At 71.8% G+C, this 13,288-nt stretch carries 12 protein-coding genes; 8 read left to right on the top strand and 4 right to left on the bottom strand.

The window, feature by feature from the left end:
• The first annotated feature begins 48 nt into the window (after window positions 1–48).
• Entirely contained in the window at window positions 49–834 is a 786-nt protein-coding gene (locus tag ACH4UM_RS19860; RefSeq protein WP_398180707.1) for a hypothetical protein, read from the top strand.
• A 219-nt stretch (window positions 835–1,053) separates the two neighbouring features.
• Here the strand turns inward: ACH4UM_RS19860 and ACH4UM_RS19855 are convergent, their stop codons facing one another.
• Window positions 1,054–1,254 (bottom strand): DUF397 domain-containing protein, encoded by a 201-nt coding sequence (locus ACH4UM_RS19855; protein WP_398180704.1) that lies wholly within the window; start codon window positions 1,252–1,254, stop codon window positions 1,054–1,056.
• Between the two features lie 29 nt (window positions 1,255–1,283).
• On the opposite strand from ACH4UM_RS19855, the gene ACH4UM_RS19850 reads away from it, so the two are divergent.
• A complete protein-coding gene (locus ACH4UM_RS19850) occupies window positions 1,284–1,559 on the top strand; it encodes an ATP-binding protein (RefSeq protein WP_398180702.1) in 276 nt (91 codons plus the stop codon).
• A 146-nt stretch (window positions 1,560–1,705) separates the two neighbouring features.
• Here the strand turns inward: ACH4UM_RS19850 and ACH4UM_RS19845 are convergent, their stop codons facing one another.
• Window positions 1,706–1,906: a hypothetical protein gene (locus ACH4UM_RS19845; RefSeq protein ID WP_398180699.1), complete on the bottom strand. Its 201-nt coding sequence runs from the start codon at window positions 1,904–1,906 to the stop codon at window positions 1,706–1,708.
• 220 nt (window positions 1,907–2,126) lie between these two features.
• Window positions 2,127–5,126 carry a BTAD domain-containing putative transcriptional regulator gene (locus ACH4UM_RS19840; RefSeq protein WP_398180696.1) on the bottom strand — a complete coding sequence of 1,000 codons (3,000 nt, stop codon included), beginning with the start codon at window positions 5,124–5,126 and terminating at the stop codon, window positions 2,127–2,129.
• 208 nt (window positions 5,127–5,334) lie between these two features.
• Between ACH4UM_RS19840 and ACH4UM_RS19835 the strand changes: the two genes are divergently transcribed.
• The 6 genes from ACH4UM_RS19835 to ACH4UM_RS19810 all read left to right on the top strand — a co-directional run bounded on the left by ACH4UM_RS19835 (window position 5,335) and on the right by ACH4UM_RS19810 (window position 12,800).
• Window positions 5,335–6,573 (top strand): amidohydrolase family protein, encoded by a 1,239-nt coding sequence (locus ACH4UM_RS19835; RefSeq protein WP_398180693.1) that lies wholly within the window; start codon window positions 5,335–5,337, stop codon window positions 6,571–6,573.
• Window positions 6,574–6,659: 86 nt separating this feature from the next.
• Window positions 6,660–7,580 (top strand): LLM class F420-dependent oxidoreductase, encoded by a 921-nt coding sequence (locus tag ACH4UM_RS19830; protein WP_398181380.1) that lies wholly within the window; start codon window positions 6,660–6,662, stop codon window positions 7,578–7,580.
• A 19-nt stretch (window positions 7,581–7,599) separates the two neighbouring features.
• Window positions 7,600–8,370 (top strand): SDR family NAD(P)-dependent oxidoreductase, encoded by a 771-nt coding sequence (locus tag ACH4UM_RS19825; RefSeq protein ID WP_398180690.1) that lies wholly within the window; start codon window positions 7,600–7,602, stop codon window positions 8,368–8,370.
• 116 nt (window positions 8,371–8,486) lie between these two features.
• Complete coding sequence (locus tag ACH4UM_RS19820) at window positions 8,487–9,605, top strand: LLM class flavin-dependent oxidoreductase (RefSeq protein WP_398180687.1); 1,119 nt, start codon at window positions 8,487–8,489, stop codon at window positions 9,603–9,605.
• 16 nt (window positions 9,606–9,621) lie between these two features.
• Entirely contained in the window at window positions 9,622–11,352 is a 1,731-nt protein-coding gene (locus ACH4UM_RS19815; RefSeq protein ID WP_398180684.1) for an amidohydrolase family protein, read from the top strand.
• Window positions 11,349–12,800 (top strand): aldehyde dehydrogenase family protein, encoded by a 1,452-nt coding sequence (locus tag ACH4UM_RS19810; protein ID WP_398180681.1) that lies wholly within the window; start codon window positions 11,349–11,351, stop codon window positions 12,798–12,800. Before ACH4UM_RS19815 ends, ACH4UM_RS19810 begins: the two co-directional genes overlap by 4 nt.
• A 19-nt stretch (window positions 12,801–12,819) precedes the next feature.
• Here the strand turns inward: ACH4UM_RS19810 and ACH4UM_RS19805 are convergent, their stop codons facing one another.
• Complete coding sequence (locus ACH4UM_RS19805; RefSeq protein WP_398180678.1) at window positions 12,820–13,212, bottom strand: nitroreductase/quinone reductase family protein; 393 nt, start codon at window positions 13,210–13,212, stop codon at window positions 12,820–12,822.
• Window positions 13,213–13,288: the final 76 nt, after the last annotated feature.

Below are 13,288 nucleotides of genomic sequence, written 5' to 3'. Positions count from 1 at the left end.
CATGGGGCTGGCAGGATCGATCCCGCCATCGACCGGAGACAGTAGAGCATGACCATGACTCCCAAAGGCAGGCGGCGCCTGCACCATGCGATATGGATTACGGCAGTTTGTGCTCTCCTCGTCACAGCCGTGACCGGTTGGGCGCTGTGGGACGGCTCGCACGTCCGTGAATCAGCTGTGCCCGGGGATGTGCTGGTCAGCAGCGATGGCCGCACCTTGAGCACCCCAGTGATCTGGACCGGTTGCGAGGACCGACCTCGCCTGGTCGCCCATGAAGCCACCCACACGGTGTCATTGTCCCTGCAACGAAAACGGCACACTTCTCTGCCCAGCAACACTGCATGCGTTGGCAGCGGGGGAAGCGGCGATGAGCGGCTGCTCACGACCACGTTGGAGCACCCCCTCGGAGCAAGGCGGCTTGCCGACGCCGTCTCCGGCAGCATCATCACGCCTTTCCGCGCCTCCCGCCTCTACCGTCCGCGATTTCTCCCGAAGGGCTACACACTGTCCGACAGGCCAGTTGGGAAGGGCGACGTCACCCAACCCCCTTACCGGCGGACGCTGAGTCCCTCCTGGACTGTCACTTACCTGCGCAACCCGGGACGGGGAGGAGACACAGGTTCGCTGAGCATCAGCCAGACCGTTGGAAGGCTCCCCGACGGTTCCGGAGCCCCAATCTCCGTCCACGATCACCCAGGCCGTCTGGAGGGCGGTCCCTTCCACCGTCAGTCGCTGACCTGGTGGGCCGCCGGATTCACCATCAATATGACCACAGCAGACCAGTCCCTTTCCAAAGACGAACTGCTCAAGATCGCCGAACAGCTCAGCCCATAGACGCCTGAGTATGTGAGCGGTTCACGAAGGCCGCCCAGGCCCCCCGCCCTGTTCACCGGGAGCCCCCTGCGCTTCCTGGCTCTGACCGACGGGAGAGGCCGTCTGATCTGGGTATCCGCCGCCCGGCGGGGCCGCACCCGCGACATTACCGCCGCTCGCCACGACCACGTCCTGGCCCGCCTGCGCGCCGCCGACCACGGAATTCGAGTTGGCGGAGGCTCAGTGCTTGAGGAAGGCGACGAAGGCGGTCCACGCGGGCGTTTCGAGGAGGAGGACCGGGCCGTCCTCGGCCCGCTTCGAGTCGCGGACGGGGACTACGCCGGGGGCATCGGCGACTTCGGCGCAGTCGCCGCCGCTGCCGTTGCTGTAGCTGCTCCTCTTCCAGTGCGCGGCGCTCAAGTCAAAGGCGATGCTTGCCATTTCGATAGTCCTCAGCCGCTTCCTCGACCATGGCGAGGGACGCCTCCGTCCCCGAGGCGGTGCCGGAACTGCGCCTCACCGTACGCGAGTACCTCGGCGCGGCGTGCCCGGACGTCGAACTCTGCGTCACGGAACTGGTCGGCAACGTCATCCGGCACGTGGGGCAGGGCACCGTGGTGCGGGTGAGCGTGGCACGGGTGGACGGCCGGATCCGCGTCGAGGTCGCCGACCCCGCCCCCGCACACCGCCGGTGCGCCTGGACGCGGGCGACAACGACGAGTTCGGCCGGGGCCTGGCCCTCGTGACGGCTGTGGCGCTGCGGTGGGGATGCGAACCGGGAGCGGAGGGCAAGACGGTGTGGTGCGAGCTGGGCGGGGGCTGACGAGTGCACCTCGGCCGCGGCGGCTCCCCTCCGCGCCGCCGCGGCCGATCCCGGTGCTCGGCCCGCCGGTCAGGCCTTCTCGTCCGTGGCGTGGACGTTGTCCGGCGTGGCGGTGCCGCTGTTCTCGGCGGTCGGTCTGAACGGTTCGCTGGTGGCGTGGACGTTCTTGACGGTGACCGGCTCGCTCGTGGCGTGCACGTTGTCCGTGGAGACGCCGTCCGCCGGCTCGTCCGTCGCGTGCACGTTGTCCGTGGTGTTCTGGTCGCTCATCTCGCTGGCTCCCCTGCAGTGTTGTGCGATGCGTTGACGGGATCCGCCCGGCAACTCCCCCGTGGGCCGCCGGGCGGACCTCGCTGGGCCGGTTCACCTTAGAGGCCCGGCCGTTCGTCGTCCCGTCTGCCCCCCGACACGACGGCTCGACACGGTCGAGAGTGCCGGGTGGCGATAAACGAACGATGAACGCGTGCTCCCGGCAGGGCCGTTGTGCTGGTCAGGCCACGGCGGCCGGCCGCAGCAGCTTTCTGACCTCGTGCGCTTCCGGTGCACCCAGGGACTCGAAGATCTCGAGCGCTTCGGTCCAGCACACCTGGGCCCGGTCGGTCTGGCCGATGCCACGCAGACCCCGGCCGAGCGCGGTCAGGACGTTGCCGCGACGCCATTCGCCGCCGATGCCCCGCAGCAACGTCAGCGCGGTCTCGGCGTTCGCCGCCGCCTGGGCCGGTCGCCCGGCGGCAAGGTCGAGCTCGGCCAGCCGGAACAGGGTCATGCCCTCCCACAGGCGCTGACGGCTGTCCCGGAACACCTGGAGAGCCTGGTCCAGGCACTGGGTGGCCTCGGCCAGCCGTCCGCTCTGCGTCAGGGCGAGGCCCAGCGCGTACCGGCCGTTCGCGCCCTTCAGGGCGTGCCCCATGTCGTCGTACATCGCCGTACCCTGCCGGGCCAGGGTGACGGCGCTCTCCGTACGGCCCGTTGCCAGGTGGATCCGGGACAGGTTGCACAGGGCGCTCGCCTCGCCGGGCCGGTCCCCGAGGGCGCGGAAGCTCTCGATGGCGTGGGTGAAGTGTTCCTCGCCCTCCTCGTGCCGGTTCTGGTACAGCGCGACCACACCGCTGATGTTGGACGACCAGCAGGCGGTGAGCGGGTCGTCCGCCGCACCTGCCAACTCCGTCGCCCGTTCGGCCTCCTGGAGGGCGACGTCGAACCTGCTGCCGGAGATGTGGTGCACGAAGGCCAGGGCCGTCAGCGCACGTGCGGCCGTCCGGACCTCTCCGGTCTCGTGCGCCGCGTCGTGCAGCAGCGCGGCGACCGCCTCGTACTCCTTGGAGTTGGCGCCGGACTCCGCCAGGTCGACCGCCGCCCACAGGACGTCCACGGCACGGCGCAGCGTTCCCGGCCGCTGGGCGGACTGGCGTACGCACGCCAGCAGGGAGACCGCCTCGGAATACAGCCAGTCCTGCGCCGCGTGCCGGTCCGAGAAATCGAGCCCCGGGTACTCCGTGTGCTCCAGGTGGTCCACCAGACGGTCTCCGGGTCGTTCGATCAGATAGACCCCCGCCACCGTCGCCAGATAGAAGTCCAGCAGGCGCGACAGAGCGGCCTCGCGCTCGCTCGGCGGGTGCTCGTCGCGTTCCGCGCACGCACGCGCGTAGAGCCGGACCAGGTCGTGGAAGCGGTAGCGGCCGGGGGCCGCCGATTCCAGCAGGGAGGTGTCGACGAGGGACTCCAGCAGGTCCTCGGTGCCGTCCGCCGGCAGGTCCAGTACGGCCGCCGCGGCGGCGAGGGAGATGTCCGGGCCGTCGGCCAGGCCCAGCAGGCGGAACGCCCGGGCCTGCGCCGGCTCCAACTGCCCGTACCCCAGCTCGAAGGTGGCCTTCACCGCCAGGTCGCCCGCCTGCAGCTCGTCGAGCCGCCGGCGCTCGTCCGCGAGCTTCGCCGCCAGGACCGAGACCGTCCAGGTGCGGCGGGCGGCGAGCCGGGACGCCGCGATACGGATGGCCAGCGGCAGGAAGCCGCAGGCCGCCACCACGTCCAGGGCGGCCTCGCGCTCGCTCGCCACCCGTTCCGCACCGACGATCCTTGTGAAGAGCTGGAGGGCCTCCTCCGGGCTCATCACGTCCAGGTCCACCAGGTGCGCGCCCACCAGGTCCACCATCCGCACCCGCGACGTCACCAGCGCCGCGCAGCCCTCCATGCCCGGGAGCAGGGGCCTGACCTGGGCCGCGTCCCGGGCGTTGTCCAGCAGCACCAGCACCCGGCGGCCGTCCAGGACCGAGCGGTACAGTGCCGCCCGCTCCTCGAGGGAGTCCGGGATCGCCGAGTCGGGCGTGCCCAGGGCGCGCAGGAAGGAGCCCAGCACCGTCTCCGGTTCGGCCGCTCGCTGGCCCGCGCCCTGGAGGTCCACGTACAGCTGGCCGTCAGGGAAGGCCGCCCGTGCCTGGTGGGCCACGTGGACGGCGAGCGTCGTCTTGCCGACACCGCCGATCCCGGCCAGCGCCGAGACGGCCATCACGCGGCCCTCCGCCGAGGCCAGCACCTCGCTCAGCTCGGCCACGAAGGACACGCGGCCCGTGAAGTCGGGGACCGTGGCGGGCAGCTGAGCGGGACGCACCGCAGCCACCGGCGGTTCGGCCACCGGGGCCGACGGCTCGGCGAGCGCCGGGTCGGCCTGGAGGATCCGCTGCTGCAGCTCGCGCAGTTCGGGGCGGGGGTCCACGCCCAGCTCCTCGGCCAGGAGCCGGCGCGTGTCCGCGTAGACCGCCAGAGCCTCCGCCTGCCGGCCGCTGCGGTACAGGGCCAGCATCAGCAGCTCGCGCAGGCGCTCCCGCAGCGGATGGGCCGCGGTCAGGGCCGTCAGTTCCGAGACCACCTCCGCGTGGCAGCCCTGTTCCAGGTCCATGTCCAGGCGGGATTCGAGGAGTTGCAGCCGCCACTCCTCCAGACGTACCCGCTGCGCCTCCGCGTACGGGCCCGGCACCCCGGCCAGCGGTTCGCCGTCCCACAGGGCCAGTGCGCGCCCCAGCGCCCCGCGTGCGTGGCAAAGGTCCCCCGCCGACCGGGCCTTCTCGCCCTCCGCCGCCAGCTCCTGCGCCACCGCCAGGTCCAGGGCGCCCGCGCCCAGACCGCGCACGGCGTATCCGCCGGACTCGCTGACCAGGACCCCCGGGTCCAGCACCTTGCGCAGCCGGGAGGCGTACGTCCGCAGCGCCGCCAGGGCCTGCGAGGGCGGCTCCTCGCCCCACAGCGCGTCGATCAGCTCGGCCGCGGTCGCGGTACGGCCCTCGCGCAGCAGCAGCGCGGCCAGCAGGGCGCGCTGCTGAGGGGAGCCGGTGGTGAGAAGCTCCGCACCGCGCCAGGCCCGCACCGGCCCGAGCACGCTGAAGCGCAGCCGGTCCGGTTCCGCCGAGGAGCGCGGACGCCGCTGCTCCGGTACACGCGGTCCACCGTCCGGGCCCCGCGGTGCGGCGCCCAGGTCCCGCGGTACACCGTCCATGCCGTCCCCCTAGACATTCCGACCAACCACGTCAGTTTGCCTTGTTCATGGCGGATGCGTCAGCCGCCGGAGACGCCGATCACAGGGCGACGCACGGAGTTCACAAGGCCCTCACATGCCCCGCCCGCAGGTCCCCACGGACCCGGTCACGACCGGGCCGCCGGCATGGGAGCTGACGGACCGTCAGATCAGCGCTACCGTGACCGGCATGGACACCCACAACAGCTCGTTTCCCCTGATCATCTCGGTGGACGACCACACCGTGGAGCCCCCGCGCGTCTGGCAGGACCGCCTCCCGGGCAGGTACCGGGACACCGGCCCCCGTATCGTCCGCGCGCCGCTGAAGGAGATGACCTTCCTCGGCGGGCGGTTCAGGCCGGTCATGGGCGCCCCGGGCGACGACGGCCCGCTCGGCGACTGGTGGGTCTACGAGGACCTGCACCGCCCCCTGACCCGCCTGGACACCGCGGTCGGATACGGCAGGGACGAGATCAAGCTGGAGATCATCACCTACGAGCAGATGCGGGCGGGCTCGTACGACGTACCCCGGCGGCTGGCCGACATGGACGTCAACTACGTCCAGTCCGCCCTCTGCTTCCCCACCTTCCCCCGCTTCTGCGGCCAGACCTTCACCGAGGCCGCCGACCGCGAGCTCGCCCTCCTCTGCGTGCGCGCCTACAACGACTGGATGGTGGAGGAGTGGTGCGGCCCCGAGGCCCATGGACGACTGATACCCCTCACCCTCATCCCCCTGTGGGACGCCCACCTCGCGGCCCGCGAGGTCCGGCGCAACGCCGAGCGCGGGGTCCGTGCCGTCGCCTTCTCCGAGATACCCCCGCACCTGGGCCTGCCCTCGATCCACACCGACGACTGGGACCCCTTCCTCGCCGCCTGCGACGAGACCGGCACCGTCGTCGCCATGCACATCGGCTCCAGCAGCCGTATGCCCAGCACTTCCAAGGACGCGCCGCCCGCCGTCGGCTCCACCATCACCTTCGCCAACTGCTGCTTCTCGATGGTCGACTGGCTGATGAGCGGCAAGTTCGAGCGCTTCCCGAACCTGAAGGTGATGTACGCCGAGGGCCAGATCGGCTGGATCCCCTACATCCTGGAGCGCGCCGACGTCGTCTGGGAGGAGAACCGCGGCTGGGGCGGCGTCGCCGACAAGGTCCACCGCCCGCCGTCGGAGCTCTTCGCCGAGCACGTGTACGGCTGCTTCTTCGACGACGCCTTCGGCCTGCGCAACCTGGACTCGATCGGCGTCGGCAACGTCCTGTACGAGACCGACTACCCCCACTCCGACTCCACCTGGCCCAAGTCCCGCGAGATCGGCGAGGCCCAGATGGGCCACCTGGACACGGAGGTCGTCGAGCGGATCGTACGGCGCAACGCCGTCGGACTGCTGGGCCTGACGGACGACGGGCTCTGGGACGGCGGTGCCCGGTGACCACCGGCGCCCTGCCCCACGACGTCCTGCCCCACGGCGTCCTGCCCCACGGCGTCCTGCCCCACGGCGTCCTGCCCCACGGCGCCCTGCGCTACGGCATCCAGCTGCCCGTCCAGTCCCAGTCCACGATCTACGCCGAGCCCTGGGAGGCGGCCGCCGGACCCGAGGACCTGGTCGCGATCGCCCGCGCCGCCGACCGGGCCGGCTTCGCCTACGTCGCCGGCTGCGACCACGTCGCCGTCCCGCGCCGCCTGGCCGCCGCCATGAGCACCATCTGGTACGACCCGGTCGCCACCCTCTCCTTCCTCGCCGCCGTGACCGAGCACGTCCGGCTGCTCAGCCATGTCGCGGTGGTCGGCCTGCGCCACCCGCTGATCACCGCCAAGCAGTACGCCACCGTCGACCACCTCTGCGGCGGCCGGCTGGTCCTCGGCGTCGGCGCGGGGCACGTACGGGAGGAGTTCGAGGCACTGGGGGTGGACTTCGGGCAGCGGGGCGCGCTGCTGGACGAGACCATGGACGCGCTCAGGGCGGCGCTCGGGCCGGAGGAGTTCCCCGCCCACCACGGCAAGTTCCACGACTTCGAGGGGCTCGGTCAGCGCCCGCGCCCCGCACAGGCCGCGGTCCCCCTCTGGGTCGGCGGCTCCTCGCCCGCCGCCGTGCGCCGGGCCGCGCTCAGGGGCGACGGCTGGCTGCCGCAGGGCGACCCGCGCGAGCGGCTGCCGGCGCAGATCGCCCGCATCCGGGAGCTGCGGGAGCGGGCGGGACTCCAGGGGACCCCCTTCGTGATCGGTGCGATCACCGACCCGCTGTACGTCGGCACGCCCGCCTGGGACGTCGGGCGGCGCACCCTCAGCGGCGCCCCCGAGGCGATCGCCGAGTCCCTGCGCGCCTACCGCGCGATGGGCGTGCACCAGATCCAGGTGCGGTTCCGCAGCCGGAGCCGCACCGAACTCACCGACCAGATGGCGTCGTTCGGCGCCGACGTAGCCGTACATCTCGACTGAACCGGACCCAAGGAGAGCCATGGGCAAGCTGGACGGACGCGTGGTCGTCGTGACCGGGGCGGCGCGCGGGCAGGGGGAGCAGGAGGCGCGGCTGTTCGCCGCCGAGGGCGCCAGGGTCGCCGTGGCCGATGTGCTCGACGACCGGGGCGAGGCCCTCGCCAAGGAGATCGGCGCGCTGTACGTCCATCTGGACGTGAGCCGGGAGGACGACTGGCGGGCGGCCGTACGGGCCGTCAAGCAGGCCTGCGGCCGGATCGACGGCCTGGTCAACAACGCGGGCATCCTGCGCTTCAACTCCCTCGTGGACACCCCGCTGGAGGAGTTCCAGCAGGTCGTGCAGGTCAACCAGGTCGGCTGCTTCCTCGGGATCAGGACGGTGGCCCCCGAGATGGACGACGGCGGCACCATCGTCAACACCGCTTCCTGCACGGCCATGACCGGGATGGCCGCGGTGGGCGCCTACGCGGCGACCAAGCACGCGATCCTCGGACTCACCCGGGTCGCCGCCCTGGAGCTGGCACCCCGGCGGATCCGGGTGAACGCCGTCTGCCCCGGGGCCATCGACACCGCCATGTCCAATCCGGCCCAGCTGGACCCGGAGGCGGACGCCGAGGAGACCGCCCGGGCCCTGGACGAGCTGTACCGGGGCCTGGTGCCGCTCGGCCGGATCGGAAGGCCGGAGGAGGTGGCCCGGCTCGCCCTCTTCCTCACCTGCGCCGACTCCTCGTACATCACCGGGCAGCCGTTCGTGATCGACGGGGGCTGGCTCGCCGGCGTCTCCGTGCTCTGACTTCCCCCGACCGTCCGTCGGCTATTGACGGTGCACGCGCCCGGTGCCACAGTCGGCGGACGAAGTTGAACTGACGAAGTGTCAGAAAATCTTGGACTTGGGGACGGTGAACCTCCTTGGAATTCGGGCTCTTTGTACAGGGATACGTGGGCAAACGCGCCGAGACCGACCCGCTCGCCGAGCACCGGGCGCTGATGGAGGAGACCGAGTACGTGATCCAGGCGGACCGGTCCGGCTTCAAGTACGCCTGGGCGTCCGAGCATCACTTCCTGGAGGAGTACTCCCACCTCTCCGCCAACGACGTCTTCCTCGGCTACCTGGCCCACGCAACCGAACGCATCCACCTCGGCTCCGGGATCTTCAACCCGCTGGCCCAGGTCAACCATCCGGTGAAGGTGGCCGAGAAGGTCGCCATGCTCGACCACCTCACCGGCAACCGCTTCGAGTTCGGCAGCGGACGTGGCGCCGGCTCGCACGAGATCCTCGGCTTCCTCCCCGGTATCACCGACATGAACCACACCAAGGAGATCTGGGAGGAGACGATCGCCGAGTTCCCCAAGATGTGGCTCCAGGACGAGTACGAGGGCTTCCGGGGCAAGCACTGGCAGCTGCCGCCCCGCAAGGTCCTGCCCAAGCCGTACGGCAGGTCGCACCCGGCGATGTGGTACGCGGCCGGCTCCCCGCCCTCGTACGCCATGGCCGCGAGGAAGGGGCTCGGCGTGCTCGGCTTCAGCATCCAGAAGGTCTCCGACATGGAGTGGGTGCTCGAGCAGTACAAGACGGCGATCGTCGACGCCGAGCCGATCGGCGACTTCGTCAACGACAACGTGATGGTCACGACCACCGCCATCTGCGCGCCCACGCACGACGAGGCCATCGAGACCGCCGTCAACGGCGGCCTGCACTACCTGCCCTCCCTGGTCTTCCGCTACCACGACACCTTCCCGCGCCCCGAGGGCTTCCCGGTCTGGCCGCAGACGCTGCCCCCGTACACGGCGGAGTTCGTCGAAATACTCATCGAGGAGGAGCTGCTGATCTGCGGCGATCCGGACGAGGTGCTGCGCCAGTGCAAGCGCTGGGAACAGGCGGGCGCCGACCAGCTCAGCTTCGGGCTGCCGGTCGGAGTGCCGAAGGAGGAGACGCTGCGGACCATCCGGCTGATCGGCGAGCACGTCATCCCGAAGATAGACACGGACCCGGTGCACCGCACGACCCGCTTCCGCCAGGCGGCATGAGGAGGGGACAGCGAGCATGCTCGATCACGCGATCAAGGGCGCGACGGTCGTGGACGGCACGGGCGCGCCGGCGTACACCGCGGACGTGGGCGTCCGGGACGGCCGTATCGCCGTGATCGGCACGGTCACCGAGGAGGCCCGGACCACCGAGGACGCGACCGGCCTGGTCCTCGCACCCGGCTTCGTCGACCCGCACACCCACTACGACGCCCAGCTCTTCTGGGACCCCTACGCGACCCCGTCCCTCAACCACGGAGTCACCACCGTCGCGGCCGGCAACTGCGGCTTCACGCTCGCGCCGCTGAACCCGGACCGCCCGGAGGACGCCGACTACACCCGCCGCATGATGTCCAGGGTGGAGGGCATGTCCCTGGTCGCGCTGGAGGAGGGCGCGCCCTGGAGCTGGCGCACCTTCGGCGACTACCTGGACGCGCTGGAGGGCCGGATCGCGGTCAACGCGGGCTTCATGGTGGGGCACTGCGCGCTGCGGCGGTACGTGATGGGCCCGGAGGCGGTCGGCGGGCAGCCCACCTCGGAGGGGATGCGGCAGATGCTCCGGCTCTTCCACGAGGCCATGGACGCCGGCGCCTGGGGCCTGTCCACCACGCAGTCGAGCACCCACTCCGACGGCGACGGGCAGCCGGTGGCCTCGCGGCACGCGCGGCCGGAGGAACTGCTGGCCCTCTCCCGTGCGGTCGGCGAGCACGAGGGCACCCAGATCGAGGCGATCGTCGCGGGCTGCCTCGACCAGTTCAGCGACGCGGAGATCGACCTGCTGGTGGAGATGAGCGCGGCCGCCGGCCGCCCGCTGAACTGGAACGTCCTCACCGTCGACGCGGCCGTCCCCGAACGGGTGCCCAGGCAGCTGTCCGCGAGCGAGCGGGCCCGGAAGACGGGCGGCCGGGTGGTGGCGCTCACCATGCCGATCCTCACCCCGATGAACATGTCGCTCGGCACCTTCTGCGCGCTGAACCTGATCCCGGGATGGGGTCCCGTCCTGGGCCTGCCCGTGCCCGAGCGCGTCGCGAGGCTCCGTGACCCGGCGGTGCGCGCGGAGATGCTGCGGCGCGCCGACTCCAGGGAGGCGGGCGTCTTCCGGCGGCTGGCGAACTTCGGCCGGTACGTCATCGGGGACACCTACAGCGCGGCGAACGCCGGTCTGACCGGCCGTGTGGTCCGCGACATCGCCGCGGAACGCGGCCAGGACCCCTTCGAGTGCCTGGTGGAGATCTGCGCGGCCGACGACCTGCGCACGGTCCTGTGGCCCATGCCCACCGACAACGACCCGGCGTCCTGGGCACTGAGGGCCGAGACCTGGCAGCACGAGGACGTCCTGCTCGGCGGCTCGGACGCCGGGGCCCACCTGGACCGCATGTGCGGGGCGCCCTACACCACCCGCTTCCTCGGAGACTGCCTGCGCGGCCGGAGGCTGGCCGGCCTGGAGCAGGCGGTGCGGATGCTGACCGACGACCCCGCGCGGCTCTTCGGCCTGCGCGAGCGCGGCCGGATACGGGAGGGCTGGCATGCGGACCTCGTCCTCTTCGACCCGGAGCGGATCGACGCGGGCCCGGCGACCCTGGTGCACGACCTGCCGGGTGACAGTCCGCGGCTGGACGCCAGGGCGCTCGGGGTGCGGACGGTCTGGGTCAACGGTGTGGCCGCCATCCGGGACGACGTGGTGACGGGTGCCGTACCGGGCCGGGTCCTGCGGTCCGGGCGGGACACCGGGACGGTGAGCACCAGGTGACCGACGGCCAGCGGCTGTTCATCGGCGGCGAGTGGACGCGGCCCGAGTGCGGTCACTACGAGGTGGTCGACCCCGCGACCGAGGAGACGGTCGGCCTGGCCCCGGAGGCCTCGCGGGCTCAGGTGCACGCGGCCTGCGCCGCGGCCCGCGAGGCCTTCGGACCGTGGTCACGCACCTCGCCCGAGGAGCGGACGGCGGTGCTGGCGCGGGCGGCCGGGATCATCCGGTCCCGCGCGGAGCCGTACACGGAACTGGCGGTGGCGGAGACCGGGGCGACGACCGGGACGGCCCGGGCGATGCAGGTGGGGGTGGGCGCGGCCCGCTTTCGCCGGTACGCGCGCGTGGAACCGGCGGAGTGGGCGATCCCGCCCCAGGTCAACGAGGCGGGCCCGATGGGCAGGTCGGGCGTGTTCGGCGCGCTGGCCCTGCGCCAGCCGGTCGGCGTGGTCACCTGCGTCACGTCGTACAACAACCCTTGGGCCAACCCCGCCGGCAAGGTCGCCCCGGCGCTCGCGATGGGCAACACGGTGGTGGTGAAACCGGCCCCGCAGGACCCGCTGTCGGTCTACCGGATGGCGGAGGCGCTGGCGGATGCGGGCGTGCCGCCCGGGGTGGTGAACGTGGTCTCCGGCCGCTCGGTGGCGGTCGGCGAGGCGGCGGTGGACTCCGCGGACGTCGACATGGTGAGCTTCACCGGTTCCACGGCGGTCGGCCGGCGTATCGCCGAGGTGTGCGGGCGGGACATGAAACGCCAGCTGATGGAGCTCGGCGGCAAGGGCGCGGCGCTCGTCCTCGACGACGCGGACCTCACCTCCGCGGTGGCCGGGATCGGCACCACCTTCTCCTTCTACAGCGGGCAGATCTGCACCGCGCCGACCCGGGTGCTGGCCCAGCGGCGGGTGTACGACACGCTGGTGGAGCAACTCGCCCGCCATGCCCGCCGCTTGAAGGTCGGGGACCCGAGGGACCCGGACACGGTGGTCGGGCCCGTGATCTCGGCGGCCCACCGCGACCGGGTGGAGTCCTACGTCGAACTGGCCCGCAAGGAAGGCGCGGTGGTCGTCACGGGCGGCGAACGTCCCGCACACGAGCGCGGCTTCTACGTCGCCCCGGCCCTCCTCGCCGACTGCACCAACGACATGCGCGTCGCCCGGGAGGAGATCTTCGGCCCGGTCGTCTCGGTCATCCCCTTCGACGACGAGGAGGAGGGCGTGGCACTGGCCAACGACTCCGACTACGGCCTGATCGACTATGTCTGGTCGGCAGACGTGGCAAGGGCCTTTCGCGTGGCGAGGCGACTGCGTGCCGGCGGTGTCGGCATCAACACGGTCGGCCGCAACATGGAGGCCCCGTTCGGCGGCTTCAAGAAGAGCGGGGTGGGCCGGGACGTGGGGGTCCACGCCCTGCACGCCTACAGCGAGGTGCAGGCGATCGTCTGGCCGGGCTGAGGCGATCAGGCGGTGGGTTTCAGTCCAGGTCCACCCGCACCGTCAGCAGATCCGTCCCCAGCGCCCGCACCGCCGCGCTGTTGTACCGGGGCAGGGCGCGCAGCCGGGCCACGGCGTCGTCGTCCGGCAGCGGGTGCGCCGTACCGGTGTGCCAGCGGCCCCCGATCCGCACGCGCACCCTCGGGTCCGCCTGGATGTTGCGCACGTACTGCGAACGCTCCCCGAACTCCGAGACCAGCCAGAAGGAGCCGCCGACCCGGCGGCCGCCCACGGGTGTCCGGCGGGGCAGGCCCGAGGTTCGGCCCGTGGTCTCCAGAACGGTCTGGAACGGCAGGCGACGCGTGACCGGGTTGGCGACCCACCGCTGGAAGGACGTCACCACCCGGTGCTTCAACTCGGCGTTGCTGGTCATGGTCCGGCGATCTCCCGTCCTCGGGCGGCTCGATGTGCCGCGTTCCTCGTCCACACCGTCACGGCCCACCGTCACG

The organism is Streptomyces sp. NPDC020801, from assembly GCF_044334385.1.
Classification (GTDB): Bacteria; Actinomycetota; Actinomycetes; order Streptomycetales; family Streptomycetaceae; genus Streptomyces.
This window is presented reverse-complemented; position numbering and strand designations above follow the sequence as displayed.